The 17,489-nt window shown below is 59.7% G+C and carries 14 protein-coding genes; 5 read left to right on the top strand and 9 right to left on the bottom strand.

All coding sequences use genetic code 11. The annotated features are described in order from the left end of the window. Window positions 1-30: 30 nt before the first annotated feature. From AU074_RS11550 to AU074_RS11535, 4 genes are all read right to left on the bottom strand, one after another. Complete coding sequence (locus tag AU074_RS11550; protein WP_076014837.1) at window positions 31-786, bottom strand: hypothetical protein; 756 nt, start codon at window positions 784-786, stop codon at window positions 31-33. 72 nt (window positions 787-858) lie between these two features. Next, the gene (locus AU074_RS11545) at window positions 859-1,407 is read right to left on the bottom strand and encodes an adhesin (protein WP_076014836.1); all 549 of its coding nucleotides are present in this window, start codon (window positions 1,405-1,407) and stop codon (window positions 859-861) included. Beyond that, window positions 1,407-1,865: a hypothetical protein gene (locus AU074_RS11540; RefSeq protein WP_076014835.1), complete on the bottom strand. Its 459-nt coding sequence runs from the start codon at window positions 1,863-1,865 to the stop codon at window positions 1,407-1,409. Before AU074_RS11540 ends, AU074_RS11545 begins: the two co-directional genes overlap by 1 nt. Window positions 1,866-2,184: 319 nt before the next feature. Continuing rightward, window positions 2,185-3,180, bottom strand: coding sequence for a FecR family protein (locus AU074_RS11535; protein ID WP_076014834.1), 996 nt, complete (start codon window positions 3,178-3,180; stop codon window positions 2,185-2,187). A 151-nt stretch (window positions 3,181-3,331) separates the two neighbouring features. Here AU074_RS11535 and AU074_RS11530 point away from each other — a divergent pair, with 151 nt between their 5' ends. Next, a complete protein-coding gene (locus AU074_RS11530) occupies window positions 3,332-3,601 on the top strand; it encodes a PepSY domain-containing protein (RefSeq protein ID WP_076014833.1) in 270 nt (89 codons plus the stop codon). A gap of 41 nt (window positions 3,602-3,642) precedes the next feature. Here the strand turns inward: AU074_RS11530 and AU074_RS11525 are convergent, their stop codons facing one another. Continuing rightward, entirely contained in the window at window positions 3,643-8,763 is a 5,121-nt protein-coding gene (locus tag AU074_RS11525; protein ID WP_076014832.1) for a dermonecrotic toxin domain-containing protein, read from the bottom strand. A gap of 170 nt (window positions 8,764-8,933) precedes the next feature. Here AU074_RS11525 and AU074_RS11520 point away from each other — a divergent pair, with 170 nt between their 5' ends. Further along, window positions 8,934-9,971 (top strand): Ldh family oxidoreductase, encoded by a 1,038-nt coding sequence (locus AU074_RS11520; protein WP_076014831.1) that lies wholly within the window; start codon window positions 8,934-8,936, stop codon window positions 9,969-9,971. A gap of 40 nt (window positions 9,972-10,011) precedes the next feature. Here the strand turns inward: AU074_RS11520 and AU074_RS11515 are convergent, their stop codons facing one another. Beyond that, window positions 10,012-10,332: a YqjD family protein gene (locus tag AU074_RS11515; RefSeq protein ID WP_010172915.1), complete on the bottom strand. Its 321-nt coding sequence runs from the start codon at window positions 10,330-10,332 to the stop codon at window positions 10,012-10,014. 176 nt (window positions 10,333-10,508) lie between these two features. On the opposite strand from AU074_RS11515, the gene AU074_RS11510 reads away from it, so the two are divergent. Then, window positions 10,509-10,760: a hypothetical protein gene (locus AU074_RS11510; protein ID WP_003217960.1), complete on the top strand. Its 252-nt coding sequence runs from the start codon at window positions 10,509-10,511 to the stop codon at window positions 10,758-10,760. Here AU074_RS11510 and AU074_RS11505 read toward each other — a convergent pair. The 3 genes from AU074_RS11505 to AU074_RS11495 form a co-directional block, all read right to left on the bottom strand. After that, window positions 10,735-11,658: a LysR family transcriptional regulator gene (locus tag AU074_RS11505; protein ID WP_173860373.1), complete on the bottom strand. Its 924-nt coding sequence runs from the start codon at window positions 11,656-11,658 to the stop codon at window positions 10,735-10,737. The genes AU074_RS11510 and AU074_RS11505 overlap by 26 nt on opposite strands. A gap of 56 nt (window positions 11,659-11,714) precedes the next feature. After that, entirely contained in the window at window positions 11,715-13,004 is a 1,290-nt protein-coding gene (locus AU074_RS11500) for an MFS transporter (RefSeq protein WP_076014829.1), read from the bottom strand. A 67-nt stretch (window positions 13,005-13,071) separates the two neighbouring features. Continuing rightward, complete coding sequence (locus tag AU074_RS11495) at window positions 13,072-14,460, bottom strand: M20 family metallopeptidase (RefSeq protein WP_076014828.1); 1,389 nt, start codon at window positions 14,458-14,460, stop codon at window positions 13,072-13,074. Window positions 14,461-14,579: 119 nt separating this feature from the next. On the opposite strand from AU074_RS11495, the gene AU074_RS11490 reads away from it, so the two are divergent. Both AU074_RS11490 and AU074_RS11485 read left to right on the top strand, forming a co-directional pair. Next, window positions 14,580-15,464, top strand: a complete 885-nt coding sequence (locus AU074_RS11490; RefSeq protein ID WP_076014827.1) for a LysR family transcriptional regulator — start codon at window positions 14,580-14,582, stop codon at window positions 15,462-15,464. A gap of 109 nt (window positions 15,465-15,573) precedes the next feature. Then, window positions 15,574-16,500 carry a carbon-nitrogen hydrolase family protein gene (locus AU074_RS11485; RefSeq protein ID WP_076014903.1) on the top strand — a complete coding sequence of 309 codons (927 nt, stop codon included), beginning with the start codon at window positions 15,574-15,576 and terminating at the stop codon, window positions 16,498-16,500. Window positions 16,501-17,489 lie beyond the last annotated feature (989 nt).

Here is a 17,489-nt window from a genome sequence, read left to right as displayed (position 1 = left end):
AAAGGGCCTTGTCGCCAAGGCCCCGTTGCATCAGAAGCGAACGCCGCTGCCCGCTGCACATTGGGTGCAACCGCTGCCCAGTGTGAGGGTGTTGCTTTGTTGGTTGCCGGAACCTGCGGACACGTTGAGCCCGATGTTGCCGGAGCCGTTGTTGCCAGAGTTGTTCAGGCTGGCGTTGTTGCTGACATAGGTAGACTGGCCACCATAGCCATGGGTAGACGCGGCTGCGTTGAGGAAGTGGTTGTCCAACGATTGTTGCTCGGTGTTGGAAGCAGCGGCTACGTTGTTGCCGTCGGCAGTCACGATAGCCAGGTTGTTTTTCTGTTGGTTGCCTTGACCGGCTGCAACGTTGACGCCGGTGTTACCCGAGCTGTTGTTGGCCGAGTTGTTCAGAGACGCGTTGTTTTGCGTGCCTTTGTTGTCGAACTTGTTGTTTTGGCTTTCTTGATAGATGTCGGCGACGGCAAACACCGAAGCAGCATCATCGGCACTGCTGGTGATTGCAGCAGCATTGTCCTGCTGGTTGCCCGAGCCCGAAGCGGCGTTGGCGCCCAGGTTGCCGGAGTGGCCGTTAAGCGAGCCAGTGGCTGAGGCGTTGTTAGTGGTTTTAGTGTCGTCGAATTTGTTGTCTTTGCTGACTTGGGTATCCGTCACGACGGCAGCCACGGTGCCGGTCGCCACTGGGGTTGGGTGCCAGCCGCCGCCGCTACCACCTGCTTGTGCAGCAACAGCCATGAGCGCAGTCAGAGCGAAAACCAGTGGTTTAAGAGCCATTGTAGGTTTCATGGTGTATCTCCTTGCTTCTAATTAGTTGGTTAAGTGTTGGTACGGTCTAACTAACAAACACTGATCAAGCTGTTACTTGATAGTGATAGCCAGGGTGTTAGCCACTCGGTTCCCCACCCCCGCACTCTGGTTCACCTGTACCACTCCTCGGCTGCCGGTGAAGGCCTGGTCGCTGGTAACGACCTGGCGGCTGCCAGTGGTGGGGGTGAGCCCTGAGTCTGTTAACAGCGTCGTGTTCTGCTGCGACAAAACGCTGTCATCGATGCTTTGCGGACCCGGATTGATGCTGATCCGCACGGCATTGATCATCTGTGTATTGGCCCCGGCCGACTGGTTGACGCCCAGCACACCGTTGCCATTGCTGAAAGAGGAACCCTGGATCGCCGCGTTGGCGTTCAGGGAAGCATCGACTTTGCCATCGAGTTTCTGCACGAGTGAATCGTGGGCTTGTCCGCCGACGACGATGGCGCGACTGTTGATCTGCTGTTGCTGATTACCGGCAGACTGGTTGACCGAGGCGACGCCGCTGTATTGCTGGCCGCTGTTATCGATCGTTGCGTTGTTGTCGGCCATGGCCGATGTGCAACCCAGTGCGGCGATGATCAGCCAGGAGCGATTCATTACTGGCCCCCCATCATGCTGCCGATGTTGTTCAGCGGCGCCATGCCCCGCTGGATCGAACCATTGATCTGCCCGGCCATGCTGCTGCCACCACCGCCATGGCCGGCGGATGCGCCAGCTCCCAGGGTTGAGGTGCTTGCGCCCAGGCTGTTACTCAGGCCAGGAAGGTTGCCGCCGGGCATCATGGCGCGGGTGATACTGGAGCCGCTGCTGACCCCGGCGATGTCGAGGTCGCTGAGTTCGCCAGTCGTGGCGCTCAAAACTTGTTTGGAGGGGTTTGCATTGACAGTGCTGGGGTTGCGATCCGGGGCAAAGGAGGAGCGGCCAGCCATGTGGCCTTGTACGGTGCGACCAACCACGATGGTGCCGTCACCCGCGAGGGCCGAAAGACTCATGCTGGTGCTGAATACACAGCTGATCAGCAGTAGGCTCAGTGAGCCTGGATTGAGTGTTTTCACGGCAGCATTCCTTATTCTTTACGCTGACCCTAAACAGCGTTGTCAGGAAGAGAGCAGGAGCTGTGCCGCTTTTGAATTTATTAATAAATTCAAAGAGTTGGGAAGGATGAAAAAGAAAGGCAGGTGGAATGTGTTTCAACGGTGAGACAACAGGCCTGAGTTCAACTCACTCGGCAGCTGTCTCAGGAATGAAACACCGGCCGCCATAAACCTGGCAACCCGCAGCCGGCTGTCAGCTTAGCCGGTGCAAGTGTTTCAAAAGTGGACAGTTCCAGGCAGAGAACGTCCGTGGAGCAGGGCATGCGCCCTGTCCCCAGCATCAGCCCTTGGGTGTTTTACGCGGAATCGAATTAAGTACGGGGTTGCCGTCCTGGTTCTGGGTCAGGTAGACCGGCAGGACCTTGGGCAGGGAGGGGACGAGGTTGGACACCTCGTTGATGTTGTAGATACCACCAATGCGGATCGCGCCGGTACCGGCGTCGGCCAGCATCACCGGTTTGCTCAGGTAGCGGTTGATCAACGGCAACGCGTCGGCCAGGGCCAGGTTGTCGAGGATCAGCTTGCCGTCGCGCCAGGCCAGGGCCGTGTCGCCCGGGGCAATTGGCTGGGCCAGGGGGCTGGCGTCGCCACGGTTGTAGCTGGCCTGCATCCCGGGTGACAGGCGCAGGCCGCTGTGGAGGTCGTCGCTGCTCACCAGTACCGAGCCTTGCAGCAGCATCACCCGCACATGGTCTTCGTACTTCCAGACGTTGAACTGAGTGCCGGTCACCCGAACCTGACCGTCGCCGGCGTGGACAATGAAGGGGTGTTGCGGGTCATGGCTGACATTGAAAAACGCCTCGCCTTTTTTCAGGGTGACCCGGCGCTGGTCTTTGTAATGGCTGTAGACCAGCTCGGTGCCCAGGTTCAGTTCCACCTGGCTGCCATCATCGAGGGTGACCTGACGCAGGCTGTTTTCGGCTTCGTAATGCTTGTACGAGCTGGGCAGCCAGCCCGCTTCCCAGCCGGTAAAGGCCGCCATTGGCAAGGCCACCAGGCATACCGCCGCCGCTACCGCGTAGTTGCTAAAACGCTTGCGAGGCTGGAGTCGCACCACGGCAGGGGCCGGTTCGCTGCGGGGCAGGTGATCGGCAACGTCCCAGATTTCCAGCATCGCCGCGTATTCGAAGGCATGCAGTGGATGTGCATCGTGCCACTGCTCGAACGCCTGACGCTCGGCCGTCGTGCAATCGCCGGCGTGCAGACGCATGCACCAGTGCGCAGCGGCATCGGTGATGGCGTCATATTCGGCTTCTGAAAGGGACTTATCTGTCATTAACTCATCCTGATTTCCCACATTCTAACCTCCACAGCAGGACGGCGAGAACAGCCATCATGGCGAATGCACATCAATTGGAACTAATTCTCGTCTGCAAGGCCCTAAAAATCAGGACAGCTAACATTCAATCCCTGTATGGAGTACGAAAATGCTTAAGAAAACCTTAGCCGCCATCGTTGCAACCTCGGCCCTGCTCAGTGCCGGAGCCGCCCTGGCGGACAAGCCGGGCGCAGGCTGGATCACCATTGAAAAAGCCATCGAAACCGCCAAGACCAAGGCCGGTTACGTCGAGATCTATAAGATCGAAGCCGATAACGATGGCTATTGGGAAGGTGAGGGGCGCAAGTCCGATGGCATCGTCTATGAGTTCCGCATCGACGGTGCCTCGGGCAACGTGTTGCGTGACCAGAAAGACTGAATGAGCTGGCTGGGTGCAGGCGTGTAGCCTGCACCCGTTCTTTACGGCGTCCCTTCGGCAATCGAGGGCACGGCGTCCAGTTGGCGCCCTAGCGTTGTGATCAGCAAGGTCAATGAGTCTGCGTTATCCATTTGTGTGTTGAAGCGTTGAGTCAGGTTGGTTTTGAAAATTTCCCGTGCATTGCTCAAGTCCACGCCGCCTGTCGTGGTGAGAATCTGCTGCTTGATGTAGGCATCTTCCGGCTCCGTTCCGATATCAGTGCCTGCGGCGCCAAACGGGCTCGTCGACTTGAATAATTGCCCCATGGGCGTGCTCACCGAGTAGCCATTTTCCTGCAGGTCTCGCAGTCGTTTTTGAAGATCGCGACCGGCTGGGGTTTCTACTTCGATCAGGTCGGCAAACGGTGATACCGAATTGAGGTAGGCCACGTCGGCAGTACGGCTGACGATATGGGTCAGTTCATGAATTAACGTGGTGGCGCGCGCATGGGATTGTCTATCGAAGTAACTGATCAAATGCCCTTCGAACTCGCCCGTAGGCGCGGTAAAGAAGTTTTCGGTGAGGTAGATGCGCCGATCCGGATCGTCGTCGATGGTAAACGCCCAGTGCCGTTCGGGTTCGGCAAGGTGAACACCGGAGACGAAGCGCCGGGAGTTGAGTGAGTAGAGTGACGGCTCCAGCACCTCATCGAGGATTGCGGTGACGGTGTCCATGAGCTTTTGCGAAAGAGCTTCCGGAAAGGTCGGCGGGCCGGTGTCGGGGTTTATCGGGATACCAAAGAAGCGATTGATGAAGCGGTGGATTCGGGTCACGGGTGGGTATTTGTGATCGAGCAGTTTCAGGTTCTGCTGGCAGTTGTGCAGGTAAAAGGTTGCCAGGTCCAGTGCCTCGACGATCGCCTGGGCCCTGTGGGGCGCAACACGTCGAATCTCGGCCAGGCCTCGGGCTTCGACGTTCATCACCCGATCCACCTCTGACCTCACCCCCCGGCGTTCCATCATGGCGCTCCAACCCGGGCCGTGGCGGCGTACCGATGCACCAGGGTCCAGGATCCATTTGCGCTCGCTATCGAGGCGCACAAAAGGCCCCTTGGACCGTGCACTGAAAAGTCGCCAGTGCCCCTCAGCCTGTTTGGCTCGGTAGACCTTGCCGGCACACGGAAGATAGTGCCGATTGTCGGTAGTGGTGTAGACGCCGGAGTTGCCGACCTTCAGGCTCTCCAGGCTGGTGTCGCAGGCTTCGTACGCTTGCAGCCGGGTGCGGGCCTGGGCGGTGACATCGATGTCTTGCCAGGCGCTGGCTGTTTGTGTGGGCACGGGTTGTGCCGCGGCACTTGCTGTCGCAGGCTCATCCATCAACTCGCGTATTGAAGCCATTTGCGCCACACCGCCAATAAACGTCTCCAGCGCATCGCGCCAGCGGTGTTGCTGCAAGTCTTCGGCAGAGGTCTTGAACAGTTTGTAGCTTTGCCAGATCACCAGCGGCACCATCAGTTTGCCCGGCAACAACGCTTGCGCCTGTTGCAGGCCATGGGTAAACAACGCCTTGAGGGTGTCCCAGGCTGATCGGCCATTGGCCTGGGTTTGCTGTTCAAACAGGCTCGAAATCAATTCAATGTTGTCGCGGTACAACTGCTTGAGCGCGTGGCCCTTGATCGGATTGGACGCCAGCGTGATTTCGGAGGTTTTCCCAAACGTGCTGGTCCAGAGGTTTTTATACGTGGCTTGCTCAGCCGCTGGCAGGCGGCCGACCACCCAGTCCTGCAACGGGCCAGGCAGGTTGAGCTTGCGTATCAAATCCGCTTCGTTTTCAAACTCCTGGAACGCCTGGTGCGGACCGTAGGGCGCGTACATCACCAGCGGCGCCTTCTCGATGGTGTTGAACACGTACACCCCAAGGGCCTTGATGGTGCGGGCGCCCGCGGTGGCGATCAACTCCAGGGGACGGAGAGTCGAGGTCGCATTCTTGAGCGCTGCCCGGGCGACAGCATCCGGCATGTCGAGGACTTGTTCGATCAGGCTCAAGCCCGCGGGTGATAACAGTTCCTGCAGTTTCAGTGCGTGGGCGTTTTGCAGCAATTGCCAGGGCAATTGCCGTATAAAACGTTGCTCGCGTGCTTCGGCTCCCGGCTTGCCCGGCGTGAGTTTTTCGGCCAGGTAGGCCTTGTTGTCCTGCTCAAGGGGCAGGCGCGCGAGTATCTGGCGGACAATAGTGGGCGTCAGGCCAGTGGCCGTGGACTCCACATCGAACTCAGCGGCTTGCTGGCTGATGTGATTGAGTGCGTAGTCCACCAGGTTTTGCCGCTGGCCGGCCAACACCAGTTTGGGCAGGATGTAGACGTCTTGCGGGAGCACGTCATAGTCTTCCAACAGCTCCTCAAGTTTGCCGCTGAGGTACTGTGACAGTGGGACGAAACCGTCAAGGTAGTCATTGTTGCCGTCCAGGTTGTGGCGGTATTGCTCAAGTATTTCCACATGGCGCCGCTGTTGGCTGACCGCTGCCATCCCCAGCCAGGCCGGCAGTGATTGTTGCGCCATGAGGGTCTGGGCGATTTGCGAGGCGTGGTCCAGGTCGTTGGCCGGCAGCGCCTTTTCCAGTTCTTTGAGGCGTTCCAGCAACGCATCGCCTGACAGCTTCAGCGTCAGGCAGTGGGCCCGTTGTGCCTTGTAATGATCAATCCAGGACTGCTGGCGGTGTTGCGCGACCGCACCGTTGATCTGCATGAAATGGCCGAGAGGGCAGGGCTGGTGCGGCTTGAGATAGCGCGGATCGAGATTGGCCAGTAGCTGCATGCGCAGGGCCGGGGCGGCCAGCCGACGTTTCAGTTCCGTCTGCAATTGGCTGACATTGGCGAAACTCTCCAAGCCACGCGCCGGCGTCCATAATACTGCCCGGCCGGAGTGCGACGGGTCCAGCCCGCCGCGTTCGGTCAGCATCAGGCAGTGGGCGAGGGGCACCCTGTGCGTCAGGCCCTGGGGTTCGACGGTCAACGCATAGGCATCCGGGATGAATCCACCCAATCCCTGGCGCTGGCGGCGATCGGGGTGTTGAAGATCAAACACCGTTTGCACGATCGCCTCATCACGGGCGTCCAGGCTGTTGTTGAGGCGCCTGAGTCCGGCTTCGCCCCGGATCGCCACGGCCATGGCATGGGCCATCGGCTCCTTGAGCTGCTCCAGGTGTTCGCGAGGAATATCGGTGATGTTGTAGTTATGAAACTTGATCAGCGCGGCTTCAAGAATCGCGTTTGCTTGCGGTATGTCCAGGACGGTCAGTTTTTTTGCAACACCACTGCCTGCGCCGTCGTAAAGACCATAGCCCGGGGTTTGCGGAATCGGCTCGCGCCCGTGGATCAGGCGCGCAAGAAAGTAACTGCGCAGGCTTTGGCTTTCCAGGGGCGCAGTGGCTGGTTTGGCGCTTGCGGTGCCGGTGTATCGATTGACGTAGATCCTCCCAGGATCCCGGCCCGACAAACCCCTGCGACTGAACTCTGAGATGAGTGCCTGATTGACGGTGTTTTCCAAGGTGGGTTGGGCCCGTATCTGGGCGGCCAGCGTGTCCCGGATACCGAGCAACTGCTTTTGCAGCAGAGAGGCCCGTTCGGCGGCCAGTGACACCGGGCGGGTCGGGTCGGCCAGTACCGAGTGCGGCGTCCAGCGTCCCGCTGTATCCAGGCCCGGCAGGTGGCTGTCGACCATGTAGCGCACATCCAGCGCGTGGTCGACCAGGGCCGAGGGTTCTATGCCCGCGCGGGTGCGTCGGTACAGATCGAGGGCGTAGCGAAGGTTCTGTTGTTGCTTGCCAATGATGGCTTCGAACAGATGCTCAAACAGATTGCCGGCGATGGGTTTGCCGGAAAACTGCGGCACCTTGAAACCGATAAACAACGCCCGCTCCTCAAGTGACATCAGGTTGTACAGGTCGTCTTCATACCCTGGCGCCTTGACCATCGCCCTTAGGGCTTCCATCAGGTCGTCATAGCTCCCGAGGACTTGCAAGCCCTTGTCCGGGGTATAGAGAAAGGTCTGCGAATTGCCGATCATCAAGGTGCTGGCCAGCTCGACGACGTTGGTCGAATGTTCCCAGACCAGTACTTTCTCAAAGCGCAGTACGTGGCTGTTACGCAGAGCCTCTTTACCATCGGACTCGTAAAGCACAGCCAATGCCTGGCCTTGCTCGGGGCTGATGATGGATTGCTGGCGCTTGAGCAGCAAATCCAGGCGCCCATTGGCGGCCATAGCCTGGGCGAACCAGCCCCGGCGAGAAACACCCGGCGAAATCTCGGTGTTCCAGAATGTCTCCAGTGCACTGTGCAGGAACGGGATCAGTTGGCCGGCTGCTTGCTTGATCGCGCGCTCCCAGCGCTGCGTATCGCGGGCCTTGCGTTCAGGGTCCTTGGCGTCGGCGGGTTGCTTGGGATGGAAGAACTCCCGGGTTTGCCCCGCAGGCCAGGCCTGCTCACGATAGAACAACAGCACCGCGTCATTGATTTGCAATGAGTCGAGCCAACGAGGCAGCGCATCACCGGCAGGTTGCCTGGCAAAAAAGCTGACATGGGCTTCGCCGGCGTCGAGCCCTGGAAACAGCGGGCGGCAGATGCTTTCGAGCAGCTTTGAAAGCAGGGAACCCAATGCCGGGAGCTGTTTCAACTCAGCCAGCAATGCCTGGCGATTTTTACCCTGATAGTGCCTCAGGGTTTTTTCCTGCTCACCAAACACGTCATCGACCATGAACTCCGGCGTCAGCACCAGGCTATCGTCGAGTACCTGCGAGGCCTGCTGCATCAAGGGCAGGAAGCACAGGAGTTGCGTGGCGTCAGCCGGCTTTTTCAAACGCTCTTTCAGTGCTGTGAGTACGAGGGCCGGGCTGTCGAATTTCTCCAGGCCGCCGTACGGGGTGTAGAGCCAGGCATGGGGGTAGGCGCTGGTTGAACTCATCATGAAGCTGCCCGCCAGTTCGACTGCCTCGGCGGCACTTTTATTCAGCCAGATGCGCTGTGCAATCATCGGCGGCGACTGTTGGCGACGGCCAGCATCGCTGGCAAAAAACACCTTGCCGAGGAACTCGATGTCCTTGCTGTCGATGTTCAACTGACGTTCGCGGTCCAACGCCCTCCAGCCCACGCGCATGGCTTCGGGGAAAAAATAGGGAGTCTGGCTCATCACTGCGATCCTTGGGGAAGTACGACACTGGACGCTATCCAGTCTCGACGACCCCGGGGGCTAGATATGTCTGGCGCTCCCTGTCGACAGCCATGGGGCAAACCCTGTCTAATCGACGGACCGATTCTTGTACGCTGTTGCCCATTCCAATAATTAAACGGGAGCTTCAGATGTCTGCATCGCCTTTGGATGTCGAGTCTTCATCAGAGCGACTCAGTTTTGCGCAATTGACCGACCTGCTGCGCCAGGTATTCGTGCGCCATGGCACCTCGGCCGAAGTGGCCCAAGTGCTGGCCGAGAACTGCGCCAGCGCCGAGCGCGACGGCGCCCACAGCCACGGTGTATTCCGTATTCCCGGTTACGTCTCGACGCTGGCCAGTGGCTGGGTCAACGGCAAGGCTGTGCCGGTGGTCGAGGACGTGGCCAGCGGGTTTGTGCGGGTGGATGCCGGTAATGGCTTCGCCCAGCCCGCGCTGCAAGCCGCCCGCCCATTGTTGGTGGAGAAGGCCCGCAGTGCCGGGATTGCCTTGCTGGCGATCCATAACTCCCATCACTTCGCGGCGCTTTGGCCGGACGTCGAGCCCTTCGCCGAAGAGGGCCTGGTGGCCTTGAGCGTGGTCAATAGCATGACCTGTGTGGTGCCCCACGGCGCCGACCGCCCGCTGTTCGGCACCAACCCCATTGCCTTCGCCGCGCCCCGCGCCGATGGCCTGCCAATCGTGTTTGACCTGGCCACCAGCGCCATCGCCCACGGCGACGTACAGATTGCCGCGCGCAAGGGCGAGCGCCTGCCACCCGGAATGGGCGTGGACAGCCTCGGCCAGCCGACCCAGGACCCCAAGGCGATCCTTGAAGGCGGCGCGCTGCTGCCGTTTGGCGGGCACAAGGGTTCAGCCCTGTCGATGATGGTCGAATTGCTGGCCGCGGCCCTTACCGGTGGCAATTTCTCGTTTGAGTTCAACTGGTCCGATCACCCCGGCGCCCGCACGCCGTGGACCGGCCAACTGCTGATCGTGATCGACCCAAGCAAGACCGCCGGGCAGAGCTTCGCCGAGCGCAGCCAGGAACTGGTGCGACAGATGCATGCGGCAGGGTTGCGGCGTTTGCCGGGGGACCGGCGTCATCGCACACGAGCGAAGTCGCTGGCAGGCGGGATTGAGATCGAAGCGGCAGAATTGAGCCGGTTGCGGGTGTTGGCGCAGGCGTGAAGCGAGCTGCGCCCGGGGAGGGCGCAGCCGTTACATCAGATCAGTTGCGACGGCCCAGCAACAGGCCGACCACCAAGCCAAACCCGGCGGAAATCGCCACGGTCTGCCACGGATGGCCACCGATGTAGGTTTCAGTGGCATCCACCACCGGCTTGCTGCGCTCGCGCACGTTGGACACCGAATCCAGGGCTTGCTTGAGCTTGATAGCGACCTGCTCACGCAGGGTTTCACCTTCTTCCCCCACCAGTGACGCGCTGCTTTTGAGCAGCTTGTCTGATTCTTCGATCAGCGCGGTCAGTTCACTGAAGGCTTGATCCTTGATTTGTTCTTCGACGGCTTGGGCGGCAGATTTGCGGGCCATTGGGTTAACTCCTTGCGGGTGAATGTGGCAATGAATGCGCTTGATGAAGAATGGAGTGTTTGAAGCTGGCAAAAGTTGCAGGTTTTTTTCCTACGGTCAGCTTAGGTGAAATCCAGGCCAGGAAATTTCGACCTACAGTGTAAGATGTCACCCATTTGTGCAGCAGGTAATTCAACATGAGCTTCAATCTGGCCAACAAGCCCCTTGCCGAGCGCGCCGCGCTGGAAGATGAAAAGTCCCGTCTCTACGACCTGTGGCAAAGCAACCTGGGCAAAGCCAAGGGCGAGGCCGCCCGCCTGTTTGGCGAGCGCGCCAAGCGCAAGGGTAAATGGGCCGAATGGGTGCGTGCGGAACTGGACGGCATGTCACCGCCGGAGTTTTCCAACATGGTGCGCAGTGAAGTCAATCGCCTGATGGCGGCGAAGTAAGCGCAAAGCAGGCGACGATCGCCTCGCGCACCTTCAGCAGCAACGGATCGAGTTGCACTTGGGTGCGCCAGCCCAACTCCACCGGGTAACGCGGCAATGCCAGCGGGCAGGGCAGGACCTTCAGCCCGGTCATCTGCGCGATGGCCTGGGCCGCATGCCCGGGAATCGTTGCCACTGCCTGGCTGCCCTTGAGCAGAAACGGCAGCGCCGCGAAGTGTGTGGTTGAGGCGCCTACGTGCCGGCTCAGCCCCTGCGCGGCCAGGCCCTCGTCGGTAATACCGATAAACCCGCCGGATGACACCAACAGATGCTCACGCCTGACGAACTCGTCGAGGTCGATGGCCTGTTGCCCCGGGGCTAGGCTGGCGGGGTCCACCAGGCACGCATAATGCCCTTCCCCCAGCACCTGGCGGCTCAACCGGCGCTCGGCAAACCCGCCGGCAGTGATCGCCAGGTCCAGGCTGCGATCGAGCAGGGCGCCGGCAACGATCTGGCTGTGGGTCTGGCGGAAAATCAGTCGCAGCTTCGGCGCCCGCCGGGCAATCTCTTCAATCAGCCTGCGGCCGTAGGCGATCTCGAAATCATCCGACAGCCCCAGCACCACCGAACGGCCCTGATACTGGCTGCCCTGCGGGTCGACCATCGCCAGGCTTTGGCGGCAGCGATCCAGGGCTTCGCTGATCACCGGTTTCAACTGGTTGGCGCGCAAAGTCGGCGCCAGGCCTCGACCGGTGCGCACGAACAATTGGTCCCCATACACATCCCGCAGACGACGCAATGCTGCACTGATCGCCGACTGCGTCACGCCAAGGCGCAGGGCGGCGCGGCTGGCGCTGGATTCGTCGTGCAGGGCCTCGAAGGTTTTTAGCAGGTTGAGATCGACGTTGGCGATATTCATTGAGTTCATATCATGTGGCCTGGATATGTCCCGAATATATAACGTCTCGACAAGTGCTACACCAACCGCAACGTTCTCTTTGCCACCACGAGCGCGCCAATGCTGAGGGCTGCTGCCGCTATCAGGTAAAAACTCGGCGCCAGCTGCGAGCCGGTCAGCGCGATCAGCCCGGTTGCAATCACCGGAGCAAAGCCACCGAAGATCGTCACGGCCAAGTTGTAACTGAGTGACATCCCAGTGACTCGGGTGCGGACAGGAAACACATCCGCCATCAGTGATGCCAGCGGTGCGAAGTAAACGGCCTTGATCAACGCCATCATCGACACCACCAATAACAACGAGGTGGCGCTCGGCACTCTGTTGAGCCAGGCGAATGCCGGAAAGATTGCGAGGATGTAGATGCTCGAAGCCCACAACATGATTTTGATCCGGCTGACATAACCGGTGATGAACCCTACCACCGGCGTCACCACGGTCAGGATGAGCCCGCCCGACAGCGTGGCCAGAAAGCCTGTGGATTGGGGAATGTCCAAGGTGGTCGAGGCATAAGACGGCATGTACTTGATCATGAAGTTGGACGCCGTCGACACGATCAGCACGCCCATCGCCACAAGCAACAAGGTCTTCTGCGAGAGCAGCACTTCCCGCAACGGCCGGGAGCCCGGTTGGCTTTCCTTGAAGTCGGGCGACTCATCCACCGTGCGCCGTATGTACAGACCCACCGGGGCGAGGATCAGGCCGAAGAAAAATGGCACGCGCCAACCCCAGTCGAACATCTGTTGATCATTCAGGTTGATGGTCAAAAAGTAGCCGAACAATGAGGCGATGACCACGCCGAAGCCCTGGCTTGCAAACTGCAGGCTTGCGACAAAATTGCGGGTCTTTTGCGGTGCGTGTTCCATCATGAAGGCCGTGGAACTGCCAAATTCACCGCCTGCCGAGAAGCCTTGGAGCAGACGGGCCAACAGAATACCAATTGGCGCAATTATCCCGATGGCTGCATAGCTGGGCATCACCGCGATCATCGCAGTCCCTATCAGCATCAGCATGATGGACAGCGTCAACGCTTTCTTGCGTCCCTCCCGGTCGGCATAGGAACCGAGCACGGCGGCACCCAATGGCCGAATCAGAAACGAAAGGCCGAAGGTCGCAAAGGCAAGAAACAGCGAGAGGGCCGGGTCGGCGGCCGGGAAAAATACCTTGCTGATGGTCAGCGCAAAATAGGCGTACACCGACAGGTCAAACCATTCAAGGGTATTCCCGATCAAGGCCGCGCCGACGGGTTTCCAAAGGGGCGTTGCCTTTGCAACCGTGGGTGAACCGGTGGGGGACGATAACGCTGACATGCTTGACGCTCCTGATTTTATAAGGGGGTGAGCGGCAGATAAAAAGGGTCGAGCGGACCCCGATTTTTTATTGTGGTTTGACGGGGGCGAGGTGACCCAGGTCCCAGAAAAGCGAGGTCATGATTTGCAGCCCTTCGAGGACTACCGAGCCCAGCAGATGCTCATCCGGAGCATGTTGTGAACAGCCGGGGTAGGAGTGGGGTATCCACAAGGTAGGCAAACCCAAGATGTCAGCGAAAATATCGTTGGGCAGGGTACCCGCAAGGTTCGGTAACACGGCGATAGGCCGGTGGGTGACGTCGGCAATCGACTGCTTGGCGAAGCGCACCCACGGGTTGTCAGGGTCCAGTCGGCTGGCAGGTGTGCAACGGTCAATCACGATATCGACCTGTTGAAAACCCTCGGCGTCCAAGTGTTGGCGCAGCAGCGTTTGCAGGTTTTGCCAGTCTGTGCCCACCACAAAGCGTAATTGGCAATGCGCAATGGCGCGGGGTGGAATGGCGTTGACCGGTTTGGCTGGATTGCCTGCGGTAAACGCCAGGATCTCCAAGGTATTCCAGCCGAAGAGTCGCTCACCCAGCGTCAAGTCGGGCTCGCCCCAGTGCACGTCCAAAGGACGGCCCAGGGAATTCTGATCGATACCCAGGTCGCGGATGGCTTCGCGGACTGAGTCGGGTATGGCGCCAGGCACCAGCGTTCGGCAGCGAATACGACCGTTCTTGTCCACCAGGCTGGCCAGGGCATTGGCCAATACCACGGCGGGGTTGGACATCACGCCGCCCCAGTTGCCGGAGTGAAGGCCCTTGTCGCGCGCATTGACTTCAAGGGAAAACAGCGCAGAACCTCTGGAACCCAGGAATATCGTCGGGCGGCTGTCGTTCAAGCGCGGCCCGTCCGAGGCGATGAATACATCGGCCTGCAACAGCGCCTGGTGCGTTGTGCAAACCTCCCGCAGCCCGGGAGAACCGCATTCTTCGCCGGTTTCGAACAGCACTTTAACGTTGAAGCCCAAGCGCCCCTCGCGTTGCTTGATGACGTGTTCGAGGGCCGTCAGGTTGATGCTGTGCTGGCCCTTGTTGTCCGCGGTGCCGCGGCCATACCAACGATCACCTTCTACGGTCAACGCCCAAGGGCTGAGCCCCGCGCGCCATTGCTCGTCATACCCGAGCACTACGTCGCCATGTCCATACGTCAATACCGTCGGCAAATCAGCCCCTTCGTGGCGTGCTGCGAACAGCATCGGCCCTGCGCCCGAGGGGTTGTCGAGCCACTGGCATACGAAGCCCATTGCGATCAGCGCGGGTTGTATTTCCTGTTGCAGATACCGCGTCAGTTCGTGCGCTTGGCCGGGGTTCTGGCTTTCGCTGCGAATGGCGATCCGGCGACGTAAATCGGCTTCAAAATGGCCGTCGGCCAGGTACTGACGAACATTCGCGAGCGCTTGTTGCTTGGACATGACCGTTCCGGTGTGGGCTGAGATTCAATCCAATATAGAAGTCACGTATCGGTCTGTATATTGCTGTTTTTTGACGTTTGCCTTCTAATAAGTAGATGCTTTGGTGAGGGAGTCAAACTGTGGATTATCGTTATTTCCTGGCCGTGTTCGATACAGGCTCGCTGGCCGCTGCCGGCGAACGCTTGCACATTGCGTCCAGCGCTGTGAGCCGCCAGATATCCCTGTTGGAAGAAACCATCGGGGTGCCACTGTTTGAGCGCCGGCCAAGAGGCATGCAGCCAACCGCTGCCGGCAACGCCTTGGCCGACCACGCACGACGTGCCTCGCTGGAGGAGCAAAGCCTGCTGTCGGAGCTACGGGCGGGGGATTATCCCGGGGCGAAAGTAGTACGGTTGGTGTCCACCGAAGGATTGTCCCGCTACTTCCTGCCTCAGGTGCTGATCCGGCATTACCAGCAAAATCCCGCTTTCCAGTATGTGCTGGAAGTGATGTCGCCTCACGACTGCGCGGATAAAGTGAGGCGCGGCGAAGCCGATGTGGGGTTGGTATTCAGTACCGAGCCTATCGACGGTGTCGAAGTCCGGCATTCCAGCCGCTCGCCGATCCGCGCGGTGATGCGGGTGGGGCATCCATTGGCGACGCTCAAGCAGGTGCCTCTTCGGTCGCTGTCACCTTACCCGTTGGCGCTGACGCCAAAAGGCTCTACCCAGCGGCAGTTGTTCGACCTGGTTTGCCAGATGGAAGGGTTGTCGTTTAATCACGTGATGACCTGCAATTATTCGGGCGCCATCCATGAGTTCGTTCGCAACACGGACACCATTGCGTTTGGTGGGGCGATCAGTCATCGGGCGAATGGAAGCGACGAGCTGACGTCCGTAGCGCTGTCGAACCCGCAATTTTCGGACCGGTCGATTCAAGTCCTGACCATGCCCAAGCGCGCTTTACCGGTGGCCCTGGAGCTGTTTATCGAAACCCTGATCGGATCCCTGAAAGATTTGACTTGATGGGTGATGATATTTATCTGGCTCATATCAGTTAGCAGCGAAGTGGGCTTTATTCATGATTGCTGCTGGCCGGAGAATGGGCAACCCCCATTGATTCGGAGTGATCGTGATGCCCATTTCTACCGTGGCTGCGCTGCAAATCGGTTCCTTGCCCGGCGGCAAGGCCGAGACGCTGGAACAGATCCTGTCTTACGAGGACGAAATCCTGCGCAGCGGTGCGCAATTGGTGGTGATGCCCGAAGCGTTGCTCGGGGGTTATCCCAAGGGTGAAGGTTTTGGTACACAGTTGGGTTATCGCCTGCCTGAAGGCCGTGAAGCGTTTGCCCGATATTTTGCCAATGCGATTGATGTGCCAGGTGTGGAGACCGAAGCGCTGGCCGGGCTCTCGGCGCGCACCGGGGCGAGCCTGGTGTTGGGCGTGATTGAACGCAGTGGCAGCACGCTGTATTGCACGATGCTGTATTTCGAACCGGTGGGCGGGTTGGTGGCCAAGCATCGCAAATTGATGCCTACCGGCACTGAGCGGCTGATCTGGGGCAAGGGCGACGGCTCGACGTTGCCGGTGATCGACACGGCGGTAGGACGCATCGGCGGCGCGGTGTGCTGGGAGAACATGATGCCGTTGTTGCGCACGGCGATGTACGCCAAGGGCGTGGAGGTGTGGTGTGCGCCGACGGTGGATGAGCGGGAAATGTGGCAGGTGGGCATGCGGCATATTGCTCATGAGGGGCGGTGTTTTGTGGTGAGTGCGTGTCAGGTGCAGGCGTCACCCCAAGCGTTGGGCGTGGAGATTGCGAACTGGCCGGTGGATCGGCCTTTGATCGCGGGTGGGAGCGTGATTGTCGGGCCCATGGGGGACATTCTCGCCGGGCCGTTGCTCGGTGGGGCGGGGTTGCTGGTGGCGCGGATTGATACGGATGATCTGGTGCGGGCGCGGTATGACTATGATGTGGTTGGGCACTATGCCCGGCCGGATATTTTTGAGTTGACGGTGGATGAGCGGGTTCGGGCGGGGGTGCGGTTTATTGGTGACTGAGTACATATCCGTTTTTTCGGTAACGGCTACCTATGGTTCCGCTCTTACAGCGGGTCACTTTTGAAAAGCGCAAAAGTAACCAAAACGCTCTGCCCCGCCTGTCGGCACCTCGCCTAGGCTCGGTGTGCCCTCACTCCGGCATTGCTCCGCGGGCCGCCGCGACGGGCCATCCATGGCCCGGCGCGGCTAAACCGGCGTCCTGCCGGTTTACCCGCTCCGCAATACCTGCGTTCGGCCTCGGGCTGAATGGGGCAGTCAGATCAAAAGCAGATCAAAAGCAAGAGCACAGCGGCCTACCGGCCGGCTTGAGTGTGGTGAAGCAACAGCAAGATCAGAAGCTAAAGCGGGCACGGTCCAAATGTGGGAGCGGGCTTGCTCGCGAAGGTGGTTAACGATGACGCGGGTATCCTGATTCAACGCGGCGGTCTCAGGTTTTTCGCGAGCAAGCCCGCTCCCACAGAAAAGCAGCCCTGCTTTCGCTCTGGATCTTGCCTCTGCTTCTCACACTCAAGCCGGCCGGTAGGCCGCTGTGCCCTTGATCTGCTTTTGATCTTGATCTTAGGCGCCCCGTTAAACCACGCTGGCCGAACGCAGGCTTTGGAGCGTGGGTAACCCGGCAGGACGCCGGGTTAGCCGCGCTGGGCCAAGGATGGCCCATCGCGGCGGCCCACGCTCCAAAGCCGGAGTGAGGGCACWCCGAGCCYARGCGAGGWGCCGAGTGGTGGGGCAAGAGCGTTTTGCTTACTTTTGCGCTYTTCAAAAGTGAGCCGCTGTAAGAGCCATCCCTTTCAAGGTCTGTGTTTAAAGCCTTGTTTAAAAACATGTTTAAGTCCGTTTATCCGACTTGGCCGCCTTAAGCACCCTAGCTGTTGAGACATGCGCCCGTGCCGCCTTACCTTCAAGCCATTCCTTGGGCTTGGCGACTTTAGGACCGCGAGGGCTTTTCGCGACGGACTTGGGTTTGATCAACCTCGCCAGGGCCAGCAACC

It is taken from the genome of Pseudomonas sp. ATCC PTA-122608 (assembly GCF_001952855.1).
Lineage (GTDB): Bacteria > Pseudomonadota > Gammaproteobacteria > Pseudomonadales > Pseudomonadaceae > Aquipseudomonas.
Note: the sequence above shows the minus strand (reverse complement) of the source record. Positions and strands in the feature narration are given on the sequence as shown.